25 protein-coding genes are annotated in these 20,090 nt (G+C 31.2%); 18 read left to right on the top strand and 7 right to left on the bottom strand.

Annotated features, from left to right (window positions below; all coding sequences use genetic code 11):
- Positions 1-11 precede the first annotated feature (11 nt).
- The 4 genes from ABIK75_04305 to ABIK75_04290 are packed head-to-tail and all read right to left on the bottom strand — an operon-like array spanning position 12 to position 2,069.
- Positions 12-947, bottom strand: a complete 936-nt coding sequence (locus ABIK75_04305; protein MEO0090309.1) for a T9SS type A sorting domain-containing protein — start codon at positions 945-947, stop codon at positions 12-14.
- On the bottom strand, positions 934-1,344 hold the full coding sequence (locus ABIK75_04300) for a hypothetical protein (protein ID MEO0090308.1): 411 nt from the start codon (positions 1,342-1,344) through the stop codon (positions 934-936). The genes ABIK75_04305 and ABIK75_04300 overlap by 14 nt, the downstream gene beginning before the upstream one ends.
- 56 nt (positions 1,345-1,400) lie before the next feature.
- A complete protein-coding gene (locus ABIK75_04295; protein ID MEO0090307.1) occupies positions 1,401-1,835 on the bottom strand; it encodes a hypothetical protein in 435 nt (144 codons plus the stop codon).
- 60 nt (positions 1,836-1,895) lie between these two features.
- Positions 1,896-2,069: a hypothetical protein gene (locus ABIK75_04290; GenBank protein MEO0090306.1), complete on the bottom strand. Its 174-nt coding sequence runs from the start codon at positions 2,067-2,069 to the stop codon at positions 1,896-1,898.
- Between the two features lie 354 nt (positions 2,070-2,423).
- Here ABIK75_04290 and ABIK75_04285 point away from each other — a divergent pair, with 354 nt between their 5' ends.
- The 6 genes from ABIK75_04285 to ABIK75_04260 are packed head-to-tail and all read left to right on the top strand — an operon-like array spanning position 2,424 to position 6,506.
- Positions 2,424-3,011 carry a 2-oxoacid:acceptor oxidoreductase family protein gene (locus ABIK75_04285; GenBank protein ID MEO0090305.1) on the top strand — a complete coding sequence of 196 codons (588 nt, stop codon included), beginning with the start codon at positions 2,424-2,426 and terminating at the stop codon, positions 3,009-3,011.
- A gap of 31 nt (positions 3,012-3,042) precedes the next feature.
- Positions 3,043-3,324: a 4Fe-4S binding protein gene (locus tag ABIK75_04280; GenBank protein MEO0090304.1), complete on the top strand. Its 282-nt coding sequence runs from the start codon at positions 3,043-3,045 to the stop codon at positions 3,322-3,324.
- The gene (porA, locus tag ABIK75_04275) at positions 3,321-4,490 is read left to right on the top strand and encodes a pyruvate ferredoxin oxidoreductase (protein MEO0090303.1); all 1,170 of its coding nucleotides are present in this window, start codon (positions 3,321-3,323) and stop codon (positions 4,488-4,490) included. Before ABIK75_04280 ends, porA begins: the two co-directional genes overlap by 4 nt.
- A gap of 1 nt (position 4,491) precedes the next feature.
- The gene (locus ABIK75_04270; protein MEO0090302.1) at positions 4,492-5,421 is read left to right on the top strand and encodes a thiamine pyrophosphate-dependent enzyme; all 930 of its coding nucleotides are present in this window, start codon (positions 4,492-4,494) and stop codon (positions 5,419-5,421) included.
- Positions 5,411-5,932 (top strand): epoxyqueuosine reductase QueH, encoded by a 522-nt coding sequence (locus ABIK75_04265; protein ID MEO0090301.1) that lies wholly within the window; start codon positions 5,411-5,413, stop codon positions 5,930-5,932. Before ABIK75_04270 ends, ABIK75_04265 begins: the two co-directional genes overlap by 11 nt.
- On the top strand, positions 5,907-6,506 hold the full coding sequence (locus tag ABIK75_04260; protein MEO0090300.1) for a uracil-DNA glycosylase: 600 nt from the start codon (positions 5,907-5,909) through the stop codon (positions 6,504-6,506). The genes ABIK75_04265 and ABIK75_04260 overlap by 26 nt, the downstream gene beginning before the upstream one ends.
- Here the strand turns inward: ABIK75_04260 and ABIK75_04255 are convergent.
- Complete coding sequence (locus ABIK75_04255) at positions 6,463-7,212, bottom strand: class I SAM-dependent methyltransferase (protein MEO0090299.1); 750 nt, start codon at positions 7,210-7,212, stop codon at positions 6,463-6,465. The two genes, ABIK75_04260 and ABIK75_04255, sit on opposite strands and share 44 nt — an antisense overlap.
- A 92-nt stretch (positions 7,213-7,304) precedes the next feature.
- Here ABIK75_04255 and ABIK75_04250 point away from each other — a divergent pair, with 92 nt between their 5' ends.
- Genes ABIK75_04250 through ABIK75_04230 form a run of 5 tightly spaced genes read left to right on the top strand, consistent with a single transcriptional unit; the run spans position 7,305 to position 11,475 of the window.
- Positions 7,305-7,595: an MGMT family protein gene (locus ABIK75_04250; protein ID MEO0090298.1), complete on the top strand. Its 291-nt coding sequence runs from the start codon at positions 7,305-7,307 to the stop codon at positions 7,593-7,595.
- Entirely contained in the window at positions 7,588-8,211 is a 624-nt protein-coding gene (locus ABIK75_04245) for an MBL fold metallo-hydrolase (protein MEO0090297.1), read from the top strand. Before ABIK75_04250 ends, ABIK75_04245 begins: the two co-directional genes overlap by 8 nt.
- 9 nt (positions 8,212-8,220) lie before the next feature.
- A complete protein-coding gene (locus tag ABIK75_04240) occupies positions 8,221-9,309 on the top strand; it encodes an inositol-3-phosphate synthase (GenBank protein MEO0090296.1) in 1,089 nt (362 codons plus the stop codon).
- A gap of 13 nt (positions 9,310-9,322) precedes the next feature.
- Positions 9,323-9,943, top strand: coding sequence for a dTMP kinase (tmk, locus tag ABIK75_04235; protein ID MEO0090295.1), 621 nt, complete (start codon positions 9,323-9,325; stop codon positions 9,941-9,943).
- A complete protein-coding gene (locus tag ABIK75_04230) occupies positions 9,940-11,475 on the top strand; it encodes a S41 family peptidase (GenBank protein ID MEO0090294.1) in 1,536 nt (511 codons plus the stop codon). The genes tmk and ABIK75_04230 overlap by 4 nt, the downstream gene beginning before the upstream one ends.
- Here ABIK75_04230 and ABIK75_04225 read toward each other — a convergent pair.
- The gene (locus ABIK75_04225; GenBank protein MEO0090293.1) at positions 11,467-12,837 is read right to left on the bottom strand and encodes an HD domain-containing protein; all 1,371 of its coding nucleotides are present in this window, start codon (positions 12,835-12,837) and stop codon (positions 11,467-11,469) included. The genes ABIK75_04230 and ABIK75_04225 overlap by 9 nt on opposite strands.
- On the bottom strand, positions 12,824-14,131 hold the full coding sequence (locus ABIK75_04220; GenBank protein ID MEO0090292.1) for a thymidine phosphorylase: 1,308 nt from the start codon (positions 14,129-14,131) through the stop codon (positions 12,824-12,826). The genes ABIK75_04225 and ABIK75_04220 overlap by 14 nt, the downstream gene beginning before the upstream one ends.
- A 73-nt stretch (positions 14,132-14,204) precedes the next feature.
- Here ABIK75_04220 and ABIK75_04215 point away from each other — a divergent pair, with 73 nt between their 5' ends.
- The 7 genes from ABIK75_04215 to ABIK75_04185 all read left to right on the top strand — a co-directional run bounded on the left by ABIK75_04215 (position 14,205) and on the right by ABIK75_04185 (position 19,954).
- Positions 14,205-14,639, top strand: coding sequence for a 4Fe-4S dicluster domain-containing protein (locus ABIK75_04215; GenBank protein ID MEO0090291.1), 435 nt, complete (start codon positions 14,205-14,207; stop codon positions 14,637-14,639).
- Complete coding sequence (locus ABIK75_04210; GenBank protein ID MEO0090290.1) at positions 14,636-14,893, top strand: (2Fe-2S)-binding protein; 258 nt, start codon at positions 14,636-14,638, stop codon at positions 14,891-14,893. Before ABIK75_04215 ends, ABIK75_04210 begins: the two co-directional genes overlap by 4 nt.
- Positions 14,890-16,023: an FAD-binding oxidoreductase gene (locus ABIK75_04205; protein ID MEO0090289.1), complete on the top strand. Its 1,134-nt coding sequence runs from the start codon at positions 14,890-14,892 to the stop codon at positions 16,021-16,023. The genes ABIK75_04210 and ABIK75_04205 overlap by 4 nt, the downstream gene beginning before the upstream one ends.
- A gap of 57 nt (positions 16,024-16,080) precedes the next feature.
- Complete coding sequence (locus tag ABIK75_04200; GenBank protein ID MEO0090288.1) at positions 16,081-16,368, top strand: GYD domain-containing protein; 288 nt, start codon at positions 16,081-16,083, stop codon at positions 16,366-16,368.
- An 8-nt stretch (positions 16,369-16,376) separates the two neighbouring features.
- Complete coding sequence (locus ABIK75_04195) at positions 16,377-16,916, top strand: hypothetical protein (GenBank protein MEO0090287.1); 540 nt, start codon at positions 16,377-16,379, stop codon at positions 16,914-16,916.
- Positions 16,917-17,105: 189 nt separating this feature from the next.
- Positions 17,106-18,617 (top strand): T9SS type A sorting domain-containing protein, encoded by a 1,512-nt coding sequence (locus ABIK75_04190; protein ID MEO0090286.1) that lies wholly within the window; start codon positions 17,106-17,108, stop codon positions 18,615-18,617.
- The gene (locus ABIK75_04185) at positions 18,617-19,954 is read left to right on the top strand and encodes a tetratricopeptide repeat protein (GenBank protein ID MEO0090285.1); all 1,338 of its coding nucleotides are present in this window, start codon (positions 18,617-18,619) and stop codon (positions 19,952-19,954) included. The genes ABIK75_04190 and ABIK75_04185 overlap by 1 nt, the downstream gene beginning before the upstream one ends.
- Positions 19,955-20,090 lie beyond the last annotated feature (136 nt).

Genomic DNA, 20,090 nt, shown 5'->3' with positions numbered 1-20,090 from the left:
AAATCGTAACCTTATTTGATTATTAATAATTTTTTAATATATTCTTTTTTAAAACTAGACATTCTAACAAAATAAACTCCGCTTTTTAAATTTTTGAGAAAAATTATATTTCCTCTTCTTTCTTTCTTAATTAATTTTCCAGAAATTTCAAAGATTTCTATATTTTCAATCCAAAAAGGTAAAATAATATACTCGGGGTTAAAAGAATTAGGAAAATATTTTATTTCAAAAAAGCAAGTTGAACTTTCTGATATTTCACTATTATCTTTAATAATTGAAATTACTGAATCCATTGGATTTCCATTCGCATCGCACCAAGCATGGGGTATATAAACCCTATTTTCTTGCGGATTAAGACAGAAAGGATAATAAGCCCCTCTTCTATAAAGAGAAATAGAATCTATTTTTCTACCTGTGCTGCCATCAATTATTCCAACAAATGAGCTTTCAGGAATCCAAGGATTTTCATAACTAACGTATATTTTTTTGTTCAGTGGATTAAAAAATACAATCCATGGCCAACCATAAAAATAGATTACATCAATTATATTATTGGTTTCACCATCAATAACTACTACATAATTAGCCCCAGTGCTAATATAAATTTTATTATGAATGGAATCATAACATATACCAAATGGTACAATGTCAGAGCCAACATTTATTGTGGTAATAATTGTGTCTCCTTCGGTACAAATAATTTCAACAACAGGGTTATACAAGTGGCCTACATACACTTTTTTATCTCTTAAATTATAGCACATAGAATGGGAACACGGAGCAACAGAAATCACATTAATTACACTATCTAAATCACTGGAAATTACTGAAACATTTCCACCCCAATTGACGCAATAGATTTTGTTATTGTGTTCTGACAGACACAAATGAATAGGACCTTCACCAATTCCTTCTTCAATAATTTTAATTAAACTATCTCTCTCCATCAATAACAGAAACATTATTACTATTATGATTAGCAAAATAAATTTTATTATTTATTGGATTATAAAGTGAACGCCCCAAACCAGTATTAGCACTCCATATTCTTTTAATTATTTGATTTGTAGCGCCATCAATTACTGCTATTGAATCAGAACCATAAGCGCAATACAATTTATTGTTTAAAAAATTATACGCCAAGGAATGATTGTTAAAAAGCCCGATAATTGAGTCAGTGATTTCATTATTAAAGCCATCAACAATAATAATTGATGCTTCTGCTATACTTACATAAAGTTTATGATTTATTGGATTATAACAAACTTCACAAGGATTTTTCCCCACAACAATTTGGGCTTCAAGATACTGAGCAAAAATTGAAAATATTATAAAAAAATACATATATTAAAATAAAAATGTGGTAGGCTTTTGCCCGCCTACCAGAGGCTTCCTTTTATTCACCAATTTAAAAGATAGGCGTGAGAATAATCATACATCCTGGGATACTGATTCTGAGTTCGTGAAGGAACAAACCACACTCCTTCATGCCAACCTCTTTGCCACCAATAGCGATAACATATATTTTCTAGGTGCCAAAATGTAATCGAAATCCTCGCATAATCACCATGCTCTCGCTTTTCTCCCTCAAAAATTATCCATCTTAGATGATTATTATCCCACCTAAGAGTTTGGCATTTTACAATTGCACTTTCCGGAATCCAAAAGGTAGCAGGATGAGGTCGTAGAGGCGGTACCTGCGTATAGGACCAAACAACTGTTTTTTTATATCTATCGCTTATTGGATGTTGCGGATCTATTAAGGAAGGTTCTATCACTCCGTATTTCATTTCAGGTCTACAAATTGCGCAAAAAGTAGTTTCATCAGCCTTCACTTTACATCCGTAAATTTCTAAGGTTTCACCAGTAGCCGGAGAAATAACAATGTGATAAGTTTAATAATTTGGATTTGAAATATTAGAAACCTTATCCATTACAGGAGCACCATAATGACGAGAGGTGTCAAAACCCGAATTGCCAAGCCAACTTTCAGCACCTGTTCCTTCATCTTGGACAAAAACAATTAAAGAAATAAAAATTAAGACAACCAATTTAATTAAATTTCTCATTGCTCCTCATTTTATTTTAAAGTTTTTATTTATAATTTTCAATATTTTTTCCATTTTCTCCTTAGAAATATAACATGAAAAAAAAGTCAAAACTGAAAATTTAATCTATAAATATGTTAAGTATTTGAAAAATAAAGACTTATAAAATTAAATAAAATTTTTATTTTTTAGATAAATTAAGGAGCATTAATAAACTCTAAAATATGTGAATTAAGAGATTTAAAAAAATACAAAGATTTTTTAAAAATATTTTGTAGAATCTAATATAAATTTAAAAAATTGTTAGTTTGTCTGTTAATATATTGAAAAAAGAATAAAATTTAATATAATTTTTATTTATTAAAAGGAGTTAGTATGGGAAAAGAGATTTTGGAAATTAGATGGCATGGACGAGGCGGACAAGGAGCAAAAACCGCAGCTTTACTTTTTGGTGAGGCGGCATTAGAGACAGGAAAATTTATCCAAGCCTTTCCTGAATATGGTCCGGAGAGAATGGGTGCTCCGGTTACTGCCTATAATCGAATTTCTTCCTCAGAAATTAGAATTCATTCGGGAATAAAAAATCCGGATGTTCTTGTAATATTAGATACCACCCTCTTTGATGCCTGTAATGTTTTAGAAGGATTAAAAGAAGATGGCATTATCTTAGTAAATACTAAAGAATCACCAGAAATAATTAGAGAGAAATTAGGTTTAAAAGAGAGTAAAATAAAAATTTATACTGTTGACGCTTCAAAAATTGCTATGGAATGTTTAGGTCGTGATATCCCTAATACACCGATGCTGGGAGCTTTAGTAAAAATATTAGGTATCTTAGATTTTTCTAGTTTTTTTGAGTCTGTAAAGAAGAGATTACAAGAAAAATTTCGAGGAAAAGAGGCACTTATCGAGAAAAATTTAGAAGCAATTAAAAGAGCTTATGAGGAGGTAAAAAGTGAGTAGTTATTCTAACGAAGAAAAAAAGGAGTGTTTCATAATTAGTTGGAAAAATTTAACGCAGGGTGCTTTGATCAGAGATTTAAAAAGAATAAGAGAAAATAAAACTGGTTCTTGGCGAAGTTTAAAGCCAATTTGGAATAAAGAAAAATGTATTAATTGTTATCGCTGTTGGATGCATTGCCCAGATGCGGCAATAATAATTAAAAATGATAAGGTTGTTGGTATTAATTATGACTATTGCAAAGGTTGTGGTATCTGTGCCCACGAATGTCCTCGAAAAATTCAGGCAATCATAATGGTAAGGGAGGAAAAATGATTTTAGCAAAAACTGGAAACGAAGCGATTGCTTATGCGATGAAACAAATAAATCCCGATGTGGTTGCTGCTTATCCAATTACTCCTTCTACCGAAATTGTCCAAATTTTCTCTTCTTATGTCGCTGATGGAGTAATTGATACCGAATTTGTTGCCGTAGAAAGTGAACATTCGGCAATGAGTGCTTGTATTGCTGCGGCTGCTTCGGGAGCAAGAGCAATGACTGCTACTTCTTCCCAAGGATTAGCCTTGATGCATGAAATGCTTTTTATTGCTTCCGGTTTGCGATTACCAATTGTCTTATGTGTTGTTAACCGCTCTCTTTCTTCGCCATTAAATATTCATTGTGACCACACTGACTCAATTGCTTCTCGTGATTCTGGTTGGATACAAATTTTTTGTGAAGATGCTCAGGAGGCTTACGATACTACAATTTGTGCAGTAAAAATTGCTGAAAAAGCTTTTTTACCAGTTATGGTAACAATTGATGGTTTTATTATTTCTCATTGTATGCAAAAAATTGAAGTTCTCTCCGATGAAGAAGTTAAATCTTTTATTGGTGAATATAAACCAAATTATAATCTTTTAGATGTTGATAATCCTATTACTCTTGGACCGGCTTGTTTACCTGATTCTTTTTTTGAACACAAAAGAGCCCAAGCGGAGGCAATGAATCAAGCATTAAATTATATTGAAGAAGTTTTTAAAGAATATAAAGAAAGATTTAATCGAGAATTATTTATTTTAGAAGAATATCAAACCAATGATGCAGAAACTGCCGTTATCTGCATGGGCTCTACTGCGGGAACAGCGAAAATTGCGGTAGATAGTTTAAGAAACAAAGGTTATAAAGTAGGTTTATTTAAATTAAGGGTTTTCCGCCCAATTGTAGCCAAATATCTTCAAAGGGCTTTAAAAAATGTTAAGATTTTAGGTATTTTAGAAAGAATGGAAGGTTTAAGTGCTTTTGGTGGTCCGCTATTTAATGAAATTCGTTCCGTTTTGTATGACGAAGTTCAAAGGCCATTAACCATATCTTATGTCTACGGATTAGGCGGTAGAGAAATTACACCTGAAGAAATTGAGGAAGTTTTTTTAGAATTACTTTCCCTAAAAGATAAAAAAAGAGAAGATATTGAAAAATTTAAATACATTAATGTGAGGTAATATGAAAAATATAAAGGACTTATTAAAAGAAGAAGAACTTTTTAGCTCTGGCCACCGAGCCTGTGCTGGGTGTGGCGAAGTTTTAGCTGTAAGACAGGTATTATTGGCTAGTAAAAAACCGATCGCTTGCGCTATGCCTACTGGTTGTTTAGAAATTGTTTCCACAATTTTCCCCCATACTGCCTGGCAGGTTTCTATGTTCCATTCAGCTTTTGAAAATGCTGCTGCTACCATCTCTGGTATGGAAGCTGCTTATCGAGTTTTGTCTCGAAAAGGAAAGATAAACAAAAAAATTTATTTTATCGTTTTTGGTGGCGATGGCGGAACTTATGATATTGGCTTCCAAGCTTTATCAGGAGCAATTGAGAGAAGACACAGTTTTCTCTATGTTTGTACTGATAACCAAGCATATATGAATACGGGGATTCAACGTTCTTCTGCTACTCCACAATTTGCCCACACAACCACTTCTCCCAAAGGAGAAAAATTGCCAGGAAAATTGCAACCGAGGAAAGATATAATGGAAATCGTTATTGCTCACGAAGTTCCGTACGCAGCCCAAACTACTGTGGCTTTCTTTCACGACTTAATTAGAAAGGTAGAAAAGGCTCAGTCTTATGAGGGTCCAACATTTATTAATATTTTGGTTCCTTGTCCTTTAGGGTGGGGACATTTACCTTCATTAACAATTGAAATTTCCCGTTTAGCAGTGGAAACAAACTTTTGGCCACTTTACGAATACGAAAACGGAGTTTACCGTTTAAATTATAGACCTTCTGAACCAAAACCAATAATAGAATGGTTAAAATTGCAAGGAAGATTTGCTCATTTATTTGAAGAAAAAAATAAACATCTTTTAGAAGAATTCCAAAGATATGTAGATGAAAAATATCAAAAACTTCTCAAAAAATGTGAAGTAAGTGGAAAATAACCTCCTTTTACATACCTGCTGTGCAATTTGTCTTTTAAATTTTTTAAATTCTCTGAAAGAAGATTTTAAAATAATTATTTTTTATTATAATCCTAATATTCTTCCTTTTCAAGAATACGAAAAAAGACTAAGAGCTGTTGAAAAGATTTCTCAACAGAAAAATTTGGAATTAATTGTGCCTATTTACAGGCCAATTGATTTTTTAAATAAAACAAAAGAATACCGAAAGGAAAAAGAGGGTGGAAAAAGATGTGAAATTTGTTTCCAGATAAGATTAGAAAAAACTGCCCAATTTGCTAAAGAAAATAATTTCTTTTATTTCTCTACTACCTTAATTGCTAGCCCTCAGAAAGATAAAAATTTGCTTGATTCTTTGGGCAACAAAATAGCAGAAAAGGAAAATATTAATTATTTCACTTTAAAAGAAATCTTTTTTGTAAAGAAAGAAGAGATTAAAAAATTAGTAATTTATTCCCAAAAATATTGTGGTTGCCTCTATTCTTTCTATTGATAGTTTGATAAATAAAATTAAAAAATGTAAAAAATGTCGTCATTTAGTGAAATATCAACCTGTTTTTTCACCTATAAAAAACGCTCAAATACTAATTATTGGTCAAGCCCCCGGGAAAAAAGAAAATGAATTAACAATACCTTTTGTGGGACCGGCAGGTAAAAAACTTTTTTCTTGGTTTCAAGAAATTGGTCTCTCCGAGAAAGAAATAAGAGAAAAAATTTATATTACTCAAGTGATAAAATGTTATTTAGGAAGTAATCGCTCTCCAAAAGCATTCGAATTAAAAAATTGTTTGCCTTATCTTCATTCAGAAATAAAACTTCTTAAACCAAAGTTAATTATTCCTGTAGGAATCTTAGCAATCCAAGCAGTCTTAGGAAAAAAAAGAATGGACGAAGTTGTGGGCAATATTTTCCATTGGAAAGATTCTTTAATTATTCCTTTACCCCATCCTTCAGGAGCTAATGTGTGGTTAAATAAAAAAGAAAATCAAAAGAAATTAAAAGAAGCTTTGGGAAAAATAAAAATTATTTTAAAGCAACGAACATTACTCTCAAAGAATCTTTTTTAGCAGGTAAAAAGGTAAGATGTTGGAAAACTTTAATTCTGCGAAAGCCAACTTTTTTTAAAAGTTGAATTATTGTTTTATATTCGTACCCCCGTTCTTGATGAATTTCTACAAAAGATTCTTTCTTATCTTTTAAGTAACATTTTAAATAAAGAGTAGAAATTTTTAACTTTTTATCAAATTTATTTTCCCAAAGAGTTTTTAAACTCTCACTTTCTCTTACAAACTTATTATTATCCCAGAACTTTTCTAAGACGAAAATAGTATTCATATCAAAACTAAAAATTCCCTTTTCTCTTAAGAATTTATAAACTAAAGAAAAACACCTTTCTAATTCTTGTTCAGTCAATAAATAATTAATACTATCATAAAAAGATACCGCTGCATCTACCTGAGTATCTAAAATGAAATTGACTGCATCACTTTCAATAATTGTGAGCTGGCTTTTTAACTCAGGATATCTTTCTATTTTCTTTTTAAAAATTTCTAACATCTCTTTGCTTTTATCTACACCGATAACTTGAAAACCTTTTTTTAAAAGAATAAGAGAAGGAATCCCTGTACCACAAGCTAAATCTAAAACAATTTTTGGCTTTAAACTAAAAAGATTCCAAATATCAATTACATAATCCACCCAAGCTTCATAATTAACCAATTTCAACATAAATTCATCATAAAATTGAGCAAACTTAGAAAATGATTTTTCCATCAATTATATTTTAGGAGAAAAGAAAAGTAATTTCAACCTTATTGACTTTTTAAAAAGATTAATTAAAATTTAAAGAGTTTGATTTTTTTAAAATGACTGAGTTCACTAAGAAAGTATTAGCAATTGTAAAAGAAATTCCAAAAGGAAAAGTAATGACGTACCAAGAAGTAGCAATAAAATTAGGAAATAAGAATTTAGCTCGCGCAGTTGGTCAAGCATTAAAAAGAAATCCTTATCCAATTATAATTCCCTGCCATCGAGTAATAAGGAGCGATGGAAAAATTGGCGGTTATTCCTTAGGGGCAAAAAAGAAAATAGAATTACTCAGAAAAGAAGGAATTCTAATAGTTAGGGACAAAGTTATATTCAAACAAAATGGGTGAAATTATCAGATTGCCTGTGGGCGAAGTTCTCACCAATACCTACATTGTGAAATCAAAAGAAGAAATTTTGGTGATCGACCCAGCTTTTGAAAGCGAAAGAATTATAAAAGAAATAAAAAAGTTAAAGGGGAAGGTTAAATATATTCTCAATACCCATGGTCATATTGACCATATTAGTAGTAATAACGAATTATTAAAAGAATTCAATTGTCAATTATTGATTCACGAATTAGACAGTGAATTATTAGGTTCGCCAGAAAAAAATTTATCTCTTCTTTTTGGTTATTCCTATGTGTCTCAAAAGGCAGATTTATTGCTTAAAGACGGTGATATAATAAAAATTGGAGAGTTAGAATTTAAAATAATCCATACTCCTGGACACACCGAAGGAAGTATTTCTTTATACAATGATAAGTTTGTTTTTACCGGTGATACTCTTTTTTTTGATTCTATAGGTCGTACCGATTTCCCTGGTGGAAATGAGAAAAAAATTTTTGAATCCTTAAAAAAATTAAGTCAAATAATAAAAGATGACCAGATAGTTTATCCTGGTCATGGAGAATTTGATTATTTTTATAAAATTAAAAAAGTTAACCCTTTTTTAAATATTAATTAAGGAGGAGTTATGCCCAAAATTAGAGTAGCTATTATTGGTGTGGGTAATTGTGCTTCTAGTTTAGTTCAAGGAGTTTATTATTATCGAAATGCTAAGGAAGGAGATCTTATCCCTGGTATAATGCATGTTAATCTTGGTGGTTATCATATCTCGGATATTGAGTTCACAGTTGGGATTGATATTGATAAAAGAAAAGTAGGAAAAGATTTAGCCCAAGCAATTTTCACCTATCCTAATAATACTTACAAATTTTGTGACGTTCCTAAATTAAATGTAAAAGTGGTACGGGGAATGACCCACGATGGTTTAGGATATTATCTTTCACAAATTATTGAAAAGGCACCTGGTCCAACTGCTGATATTGTGCGAATTTTAAGAGAAACGAAAACCGATGTGGTAGTAAATTTTCTACCAGTGGGAAGTGAAGAGGCTACTAAGTGGTATGTTGAACAGACACTAAAAGCAAAATGTGCTTTCGTTAACTGCATTCCAGTATTTATCGCTTCAGAAAAGTACTGGCAAAATCGTTTTAAAGAAGCAAAGTTACCGGTTATTGGTGACGATATTAAATCCCAAGTAGGAGCAACAATTGTTCACCGAGTTTTGACCCATCTTTTTATTGAACGAGGGGTAAAGATTGAAAGAACAAGTCAATTAAATGTTGGCGGTAACACTGATTTTTTAAATATGCTTGAACGTTCACGACTACAGTCAAAGAAAATTTCTAAAACAAAAGCGGTAACCTCTTTGATTCCTTATGATATTGGCGAAGAAAATATTTATATCGGACCTTCTGATTATGTTGCTTGGTTAAAAGATAGAAAATGGGCTTATATTCGAATTGAAGGAAGAACTTTTGGGGATGTCCCTTTAAATTTAGAATTAAAATTAGAGGTATGGGATTCACCCAACTCCGCAGGAGTAGTAATTGACGCTATCCGCTGTGCAAAATTAGCGTTAGATAACAACTTAAGTGGAGCAATAATCGAACCCTCTTGCTACTTTATGAAAACACCGCCAAAACAAATACCCGATCATCTTGCTCGAGAAAAATTAGAACAGTTTATAAAAAAATATGGATTGAAAACAAAAAAATAAATTGCGAGGACTTTTGATAACTTTTGAAGGAATTGAAGGATGTGGAAAAACTACTCAGGCAAAATTACTTTATGAGTATTTGAAAGAAAGAAAACTTCCTTGTTTATTAGTTTATGAACCTGGGGGCACAAGAATTGGTGAAGAAATTAGAAAAATTCTTCTTGATGAAAGAAATATTAAAATGAATCCAAAAACAGAATTTTTTTTATATCTCGCGGCACGAACTCAATTATTAGCAGAAGTTATTTTGCCATCTTTACAAGAAGGAAAAATTGTAATTTCTGACCGTTTTAGTGATTCTACCTTAGCCTATCAAGGAGGGGGACGAAATTTAGGTTTGGAAAAAGTAAGCCAAATTAATAAATACGCTACTAACAAATTGAAACCAGATCTTACTATTCTTATTGATATACCAATCTCTCTTAGCCAAGAAAGAATAAAAAACGAAAAAAGAGATCGGCTGGAAAAAGAAGCTGAAGAATTTTACGAAAGAGTAAGAAACACTTATCTTCTTCTGGCAAAACGAGCTCCCAAAAGAATAAAAATTTTTAATGGGGATAAAAGTATTGAAGATTTACATTTAGAAATTAGAACGGAGGTAATAAAATTTTTAACTAAAAAAGGAGTAATATGAGTAAAAATAAAAAAATTGTTATTATTTTAGTTATTATTATTTCTGCTTTTCTTTTTTCCTATTTAGGAACAAATCTTTGGGCACAAAAACAAAATATTTTTCAATCTCTTCAAATCTTTTCTAAAATTCTTGATATTGTTACGAGGGATTATGTTGAGGAAGTAAATCCTAATGATTTAATAAAATCAGCGATTGATGGAATGTTAAATTCCTTGGATCCCTATACTCAATATTTAACCGAAGAAGAATATCAAGATTTAAAAATTAAAACAGAGGCTCAATTTGGGGGAATCGGAATTCAAATCGGTATTCAGGATAATCAATTGACAGTAATCTCCCCTATTGAAGGAACTCCGGCTTATCGGGCAGGGATAATTGCTGGAGACAAAATAATTAAAATTAATGACATTTCGACCGAAGGAATCTCTTTGGAAGAGGCAGTTAAAAAATTGAGAGGAGAACCAGGAACAAAAGTAAAAGTAACTATAAAAAGAGAGGGAGTAGAAGAAGAACTTAATTTTACTTTAACAAGAGAAATTATTAAAATCCACGCCATTCCTTATGCGGGAAAAGTAGATAACGAAATTGGTTATATCCGATTAGCCGATTTTTCAACATTGGCGGAGGAAGAGTTAAAAAATACCCTTGATTCACTTTTTGGCAAAGAAAGAATAAAAAAATTAATCTTGGATTTAAGATCAAACTCCGGTGGTTTGTTACAAGAAGGAGTGGGAGTGGCTAGTCTTTTCTTAGAAAAGGGCAGTATTGTCGTAAAGGTAAAGGGGAAAAATCCACAAACCGAAAGAGTTTTTTATACATTAGAAGAACCAAAATATAAAAATTATCCAATGGTGGTATTGGTCGACCGGGGAAGTGCTTCGGCCACTGAAATTGTTGCCGGTGCTTTACAAGATTATGAAAGAGCACTAATTATTGGAGAAACAACCTTTGGTAAAGGTTCTGTTCAAAATATTCGTCCTTTGGATGATAATACGGCTCTTAAAATAACCACTGCTTATTGGTACACTCCCAGTGGTCGTTGTATCCATAAAAAAACAAAAAAGGACTCCTTGAAAGAAAAAGAACAAAAACAAATTTATCGAACAATTGGAAAAATGAAACGACAAATTTATGGCGGCGGCGGCATCGCTCCTGATATCTATCTACCCTATCAACCCCTTTCTAAATTTATGACCAAACTTCGTCAAGAAAATATCTTCTTTAAATTTGCGGTTAAATATCATTCGGAGAAAAAGGAATTAAAACTACCTATTTCCATTACCAAAGATTTTATTGATAAGGAATTTGTTCCTTATTTAAAAGAAAAAAAGATTGAATTTGATGAAGAAGAAATTGCCAAGAACGAAGAAGAGATAATAAGAGATTTGGCAGTGGAAATTGCTGACAAAGTCGGTGGAATGAAAGCCCGATACGAAACTCTTCTAAAATTTGATCCCCATGTTAAAAAGGCTATTGAACTATTGAAATTGGTTAATTCTCAAGAAGAACTTTTTAAGACCGCCTTAAGATAAATAATTTTCTTTCACATAAGTTATTGCTTCTTCTTTATTTTTAATTTTACCTTCCAAAAATAAATTTTCTATTTCATGTAAAATTTTTTTAAAAATAGGTCCAGGTTTTAATCCTAAATCAATTAAATCATAGCCACTTATTAATTTTATCTTTTTCTTTTCTTCTTCCTCCTTTCTTTTTAACTCAATCATTCTTTTTATTGTTTTTTCTAAATGTTTGGTATAGCCGGCTGTTGCATAACCATCAGCATAAGTAAGAATCATCAAACCAAAAGCATAATTTTTTAAATCACGGAAAAATCTTCTTATTGCTCGATCCGTTAAGATGGGAGCCGAAGCTAAAAGATGAAGGCGCATGTGATAAAATACTAAGTTAGTAATATGATGAATATCATCATTAGAAAATTTTAAATTTTTGAAAACTTTTTTTATCAGTCTCGCCCCAACTGCTTCGTGACCATAAAAATGAATTTCCCCATTCTCATTCTTTTTAATTGTCAGCGGTTTTGCGACATCGTGAAATAATCCCGCCAACTTCAAAATTTCTTTACTATGAGGAATTGAAAAATACTCTTCCCATTCTTTTTGAAATTGACCAAAAAATTCTTGAGTAGCGATAATTTCTTCAATTTTTTTGTAAGTCTTTAAAGAATGCCTTATTAAATATTTATCATCAAAAAAAGAAGAGTTGATTGAAAAGATTTGTGCTAAAAGTTTTAAATCATAAAGTTTTTTAATGTAGGCATAACTTTTATCAGTAGCTAAAATTTGAAAAAGTTCATAATTTATTCTTTCTTTTGCTACTTCTTGAAGAGAGATTTCTTTGCTGATTTCTAAGATTTTTTTATCAATTTTAAAACCCAATTGAGAGGCAAATCTGATTGCTCTTAATATTCTTAAAGGGTCCTGGTGAAGGACAAAATCATTTGTTAAGCGGATTTTTTTATTTTTTAAATCTTTGATACCTTTGAAGGGATCAAGTAATTTGTTTTCTTTAAAAGAGAAGGCAATCGCATTTATAGTAAAATCTCTTTCCGAAAGATCAGCAATAATAGTTTTTTTATTAAGCCCTTTAAAATCAAAGATAGTTTTATAAGCCACAACTCTTGCTTCATCATCCTTTTCAGACAAAAGAATAAATTTCCCCTTCATTTTTTCTCCGAAAATTTTCGCTCCTTTTATTCCACTCCCATAAACAACAAAGTCAAAATCCAAAGGGTCTTTATTCAAAATTATATCTCGAATTGTCCCTCCTACTAAATAAAAATCGTGCTTTTTGTAAATTTGGAAAAGAATTTCTACTCCTTTATTTAAAATTTGTTGTTTTTTTATATAATCTATTATTTTTTTAAGTTCTTCCATGCCAATAAATCAAAGGCAATAATTTAGGCTTTTTTTCTCTTATCAAAATTATTTCTTTCAATCTTCTTTTTACTTCTTTTAATTTCCTTTTATCGTTTGCATGAATTTCTAATATCGGCGTTCCTTTCTCCACTTTTTCGCCAACTTTTTTAGCAAAAATAAAACCAACGGAATAATCAATTTCTTCACCTATTTTTGTCCGTCCACCACCTAAAAAATTACAAAGAAACCCAATTTTTTTAGTATCAATATGAAAAATATAACCGTTTTGTGGAGCAAGATAATATTCTTGGTATCTTGCTTTTGGCAACAAATTATAATTTTCAATTATCGCTTCTTTTCCACCTTGATTTTTTATCATTTCTCGAAATTTTTCTAAAGCCTTTCCCTCTTTAATTACTTTATTTATTAACCCTTCTGCTTCTTCTTTACTTTTTGCAAATTTAGTTCTTATAAGGAATTCTTTCGTGAAAGTAAATACAATCTCCTTCAAATCAATCGGTTGGCTTCCCTTTAAAAATTCAATTGCTTCGATTACTTCTAAGCTATTTCCTATGGCTTTGCCTAATGGCTGATTCATATCAGTAATAAAAACACTTATTTTCTTTTTTAATAACTTTCCAATCTTTATTATCGTTTCAGCTAGTTTTTTGGCGTCGGCAAACTTTTCTAAAAAGGCACCGTTTCCAGTTTTTATATCCAATAATAAAAAATTTATATCTTCGGCTAACTTTTTGCTCATAATACTGGCGACAATCAGAGGAATTGATTCAACGGTAGCGGTAGCATCACGAAGAGAATACAAATACTTATCAGCCGGCACCATTTCTTCTGTCTGTTCAGCAATAAAAAATCCAACTTCCTTTATTGCGTTTTCGCATTCCTGATAGGTAAGTTTTGTTTTAAAATTGGGTATGGAAGCCAACTTATCAATTGTTCCACCGGTGTGTCCCAAAGCCCTTCCGGCAATCATTGGAATTTTAAATCCTAAAGCAGCCAAAATTGGCGCTAAAATTAATGAAACTTTATCACCTACTCCACCAGTAGAATGTTTATCCACCACATATTTTTCTTTAAATCTAAAAATTCTGCCCGATCTCATCATTGCTAATGTTAAATCGGCTGTCTCACGGAAATTTAGACCTTGAAAGTAGATTGCCATTAAAAAAGCCGAAGTCTGATAATCAGGGATTTCTTGGTTCACTAATTTTTTAATAAAAATTTCTATCTCTTTTTTCGTTAATTCTAAACCGTCTCTTTTTTTTCTAATTAAAGAAAGAAAATTAAATTCCATTTTATATTATAATTTAACCACTTTTTATTTTCAAATTTTTGACATAAATAAATTTTTTATTATGATTAATAAAATGGAAAAAAGTGCAAAGACTAAAAAAAGGTTCACAATTATTATCGAATGTCCCGAAAGAATTCCCTGTAATCCTTGTGTGGACGTATGCCCTAAAAAAGCAATCACTATTAAAGATTCTTTGATTAATATTCCAAAAGTTGATTATAATAAGTGTATTGGCTGTCTTTTATGTATTCCTAAATGTCCAGGTTTAGCCATTTTTGGTATTAACCACGATTATAATAAAAAAGAAGTTCTTCTTTCTATTCCCTATGAATTTTTACCAAGACCGAAAGAAGGAACAAAAGTCTGGGGATTAGATCGAAATGGCAAAAGGATTTGCAAAGTAACTGTCGAAAGGGTTATTGAAAACCCAAAATTTAATCACTGTGCAATTATTCAAATTCGTGTAAAAAAGAAATATTCTGATAAAATTCGAATGATTAAGGTATGAAAAGAGATAATTTTATTGTTTGTCGTTGTGAAGATATAACTTGGCAAGAAATTGAAGAATTGGTTAAAAGAGGGTTTACTTTAGAGGAAATCAAAAAATTAACCCGTTGTGGCATGGGTTATTGTCAAGGTAGAACCTGTTTTAATATTCTTATCCGACTATTAAAAATTAGCGATCCAAAAAAAATTCCCAAAAAACGACCGCCCTTGAAACCAATTAGCATTGAAAAAATTATAAATTATTTTGAAAAATGAAAAACAATTTTGATATAGTAATAATTGGCGCTGGAGTAGTTGGTGCCGCTACCGGGTATTATTTATCTCAGTTTGGCTTAAAAGTGGCTATTATTGAGAAGGATTATCCTACTGCTGGCTCAACTGGGAGATGTATTGGCGGTGTACGTCAACAGTTTGCTCACCCACCAACTATTAAATTAATGATTCAATCCGTAAAACTACTTACGGAATACCAAGAAGAACTAAAGTGGGATATTGAGTGGTATCAAGGAGGATATCTTTTTTTAGCTTATTCCGAAAAAGAAAAAGAAAATTATTTAAAAGCAATAAAAATCCAGCAAGAGTTTAATTTACCAGTAAACTTCTTGTCTCCCGAAGAATGTCAGAAAATTGTCCCCGATTTAAATTCAGAAGGACTTCTTGGAGGTGCTTTTTGCCCTACTGATGGTCAAGTTAATCCTTTTAAATTGACTTTCAATTATTTAAAAGAAATAAAAAGAAATAAAGGAGTACTTTATAATTTTCAAAAAGTAGTAAAAATTGAAACTAAAAATTCAAAAGTAATTGGATTAAAAACTGATAAGAATGAGTACTTTTCTTCGCCAATTATTATTAACTGTGCTGGTCCTTATGCGAAAGAGATTGGGAAATTAGTTAATTTAGATATTCCGGTGGAACCGGAAAGGCACGAGGCTATTGTAACAGAAAAAGTTGAACATCTTTTTCCTTGTATGATTGTAGATTATCGTATGGATGGATGTTATTTTGTGCAAAAACATAAAACTGGAAACATTGTTGGTTGTTATACTCCAGTGCCTAATGTTCCCGGTTACTCTCTGGAAAGTTCTTTTGAATTTTTTATTGAAATGCCCAGAAGAATGGCAAGAATAATTCCTAAATTAAAGGAAATAAGAATTTTGCGCCAATGGGCAGGAAGTTATGAAATGACTCCGGATGGTAATCCAATTGTTGGCGAAACCCCAATTGAAGGATTTTATCTAAATTGTGGAATGTGTGGTCACGGTTTAATGTTTGCCCCAGCAATTGGCAAGGCATTAGCTCATTATATTGTAAAAAAAGAATCTATATTACCTTTAGAAGAATTCTCTCTTTTTAGAGATTTTTCTAAAAAAGAGGTAATGAAATAAATATTGATTTTTATATAAAAATTGGTTAATCTTTTATAAAAATAAAAAGGAGGAAAGATGCCTTATTATATTTTATTAACAAAATTGACTGATGAAGGAAGAAAAACTTTAAAGGATTATCCTCAAAGGCTAAAGGAAGTAAACGAAGAAGTAGAAGAAATGGGAGCAAAGATTATTGCCCAGTATGCGATTCTTGGCGACTTTGATTTTCTTAATATTTTGGAAGCACCGAATAACGAAACAATTGCTAAGATTTCAACAGAACTTGGTGCCCGAGGAACAATTCAAATAACTACTTATGTTGCCATACCAATTGATGAGTTTTTAAAAGCAATTAAAAAATAGGAGATTTTATGATTTATTTTTTATTAGTTAGTTTTATTTTTAATCAACAATTAATACCCAATGGCAACTTTGAGGATAGTCTAAATTATTGGCAGATTAGTAGAGGAACAGGAACTTCTGATTTAAATGTATCTCCTTATCATCATCCTGACCCAGATAACGAAGTTTATCTCTATAAATATGATGCTGATTATATAAAAATATTTCAAACAATTGAGATTCCCCATATTTATTTGAATTTTTCTTTTAGTGGTAAATTGTTGGCGCAAGAACTTAACCCTTCGGCTCCTTATTTTGCTTTTTCCTCATTAGTTTTAGAATATCTTGATGAAAGCGAGAATTATCTTGGTCGTACAATGTTTATTTATAAAACTCCCCATTGTCCTTTGACCAATACTTCTAATCAACATCTTATTGAAATTACCGATACTCTTTGGAACGATTATAATTTAAATATTTTTGAAGAATTTGCCAATTTACCAGGAATTAATCCTTTTGCTGTTAAAAAAATAAGAGTTGTTCTTCTTGATTCTACAAACGGTTGTTGAGCAGGTCATTGTTGGGCGAAGGTCTTCGCCGATGATATTTCTTTAATTCCTGTTTTTGGTGTTGTTGCTCATCGTTGGTTAATTGACGATAATCCACCAAGAGGTAATGGCGACGGAATTATTAATCCTGGTGAAGAGATAAACCTACCTCTCTGGGTAAGAAATTATTCTTCACGACAAATTAATAATGTGGTTGGTAAACTTAATTTACAATTTCCTGATCCCAATATTATTTTGATTGATAGTATAAAAAGTTTCGGTAATATTTTACCACAAGATTCAGCATATACCGGTGAAGAAGGTTATCTTTTCCGAGTCGCCAATAGTTGCACAAATGGTTATCGGATTAATTTTATTTTAAGATGTTACGACGAATTAGATAGCGTCTGGCTTTCTTCGGTTTATTTAAAAGTGGGAACTGCCCTTTTTACAACTGGAATTGTTTATGCCTTGGATACACCACCGGGAAATAATAATCGAAGATTAGACCCTGGTGAAGAGTGCGCAATTGCTATTCAATTAAGAAATATCGGTTACGGAAATGGTTATAATATTTATGCAATATTAAAATCAACCGATACCAGTTTAAGAATAATTGATTCAATTGGTGTCTACGGAAATATTCCAGCAGGTGATAGTAGTATGAATTTATCTGATTTTTATTATGTTTATGCTAGCCCAAGAATTATACCAGAAACTCCAATACCATGTACTTTAAAAATTTATGGCGATAATTTTTCCCAAATTCTACCATTTACTATAACGGTTGGCGAATTAAGGCCTTGCGATCCAGTAACTGATGGTTTTTATTGGGTTTATGAAGATATTGATACTTTCTATTCCGAATGTCCAAATTATGAATGGGTTGAAATAAGAAACCAAGGTGTGCGATTAGATTTAGGTGATGATGAAACAAGGGTAATTGATTTACCAAGTCATTTTGGTTTAATTAAATATTATGATACCTATTATAATCAAATATCTATTTGTTCTAATGGCTGGGCAGCAATTGGTTATACAACGAGAGCCGATTATTCCAACACTCCTTTACCTTCCCAAATACCAAATCATCTTGCTTGTTCTTGGGATGATTATTATCCACCAACCGGTGGCGGGATTTGGTATTATTTTGACTCTTTAAATCATCGGTTAATTATTGAATGGGATTCTGTCCATTATTTCTCACCAAGAGACCAGTGGGATAAATTTCAGATTATTATTTATGATACAACGGTAAGAACAATTAATGGTAACAATGTTATTCTTTTCCAATATTATTCTAATAATTACTACCTCTCTAATACTGTTGGTTTTCAAAATCTAACCGGAACCTCTTTTATTAACATTCTTTATAACACTCAGATTTCTCGCGGTTTTGACAGTTTAAAACAAGGAAGGGTAATTAAAATTACTCCTAATCCGCCGCAAGTATCAATTGAAGAATCTTCCAATAAAGAAATAATAAGAAAAACAATTATTCCCCAAAAGAAAAAGATAACATTCTACTCGCAAAAAGATAAAGAATATACTATTTTTATTTACAATCTTAATGGTCAGTTAATAAAAAAAGAAAACAAATATTTCAAAAAAGGTTGGCAAACCTATAATATTGATAAGAAACTACCAACAGGTATCTATCTTATCTTTTTAAAAACTGCCGATGAGAAAATCTCAAAATTTAAAATCCTGATGATTGAATAATGGAAGAAAAAGAAGAGATAAATAAAGCAAAAGAATTATTAAAAGCAATAAAAGATGGTAAAATCGACGAAACCCTTGCAAATATTAATTATTCTGACATACCAATTTTAGAAAAAGTTGGTGTTCTTCTTAACATCTATTCTGACCCTAATTATGCCAAAAAGATATTTGAAAGAATCCTTGATTTAGATCCAGAAAACCTTTCAGCAAAATACTCTTTAGGTTTTGCTTATTTTCGGTTAAAAGATTGGGAAAAAGCCCTCTTCTATTTTCAAGAAGTTTTAAAAGAAGATCCCACCAATAGTGCTTGCTGGGAAGAGATAGGAATAATTCAAATCAATCGAGGAGAATATGAAAAGGCAATTGAAGCCTTTGAAAAAGCAATTAAATATTCTCCTACCGATGTTCTCCCCTATTTTCAATTGGCTCAAATTTATTTCCAATTACAAGATTATGGAAAAGCTTTAAAATATATCAACAAAGCACTTGAATTAAGACCCCGAGATACAAAAATTTTAAAAGAAAAAGCAAATATTCTGCTCGCCTTACAAAAATATGAAGAAGCGATTGAACCATTAGAAGAGATTATTGAAGAAAATCCCAATGATATTGAAACACTTTTAAATCTCAGTTTTATTTTTTGTCAACTTAAAAAATATGATTTGGCGTTAAAATTAATTAACCAGGCAATCACTTTAGCGCCCAATGATTCAAAAATTTTGGTATCAAAAGGTTATATTTTAGGTAAATTAGGAAGAATTAAAGAAGAATTAAAATATTACGAACGAGCCATCAAACTCAATCCTAATGATTGGCAAGCATATTTTAATCAAGGTGTTGTATATTATGAACTTCAAGAAAAAGAAAAAGCGTTAGAACTTTTTCAAAAGGCGCTGAGTTTAAATCCGGCAGCCTCCGAAGTTCATCATAATATTGGAATTTTGTATTTAGAAAAAAAAGAAGGAGAAAAGGCATATTATCACCTATTAAAAGCAGTTCAGCTAAATCCTAAAATTGGTAATTACTGGTATTCCTTAGGACTATTTTATTTAGAAACGGGCGATGCGAAAACGGCTTCTCAATGTTTTGACGAAGGTTTAAAGTATGATATCAATTCCTATTTATTATTTTCTGGTAAAGCGTTAGCATTAAAAGAAATGGATCGTTTAGAGGAAGCATTAAGATTTATTAATGAAGCAATCACAATAAACCCCTATAATTCTCAATTGTGGTACGATAAAGGCGAAATCCTTGAAAAAATGGGGAAAAAAGAAGAAGCACAAGAATGTTTTAAAAAAGGAAAAGAATTAGAAGAGATTAAGAACAGTTGCTTTTAATTTTTGTTGCTAATTAGTTGTAAAAGCAATCTATCCATCGTATATTTCATAATCTATTTTCTTTTTCCTTTTTCTAAAAAATAGTCCCATTATTAGACCAATAATAAAACCACCAATATGGGCTGACCAAGCCACC

The sequence above is a fragment of the candidate division WOR-3 bacterium genome, assembly GCA_039801725.1.
In the GTDB taxonomy this organism is placed as follows: domain Bacteria; phylum Hydrothermota; class Tepidihabitantia; order Tepidihabitantales; family DTDR01; genus DTDR01.
The sequence above is the reverse complement of the archived record's forward strand: the minus strand, read 5'-3'. Positions and strand labels throughout refer to the sequence as shown.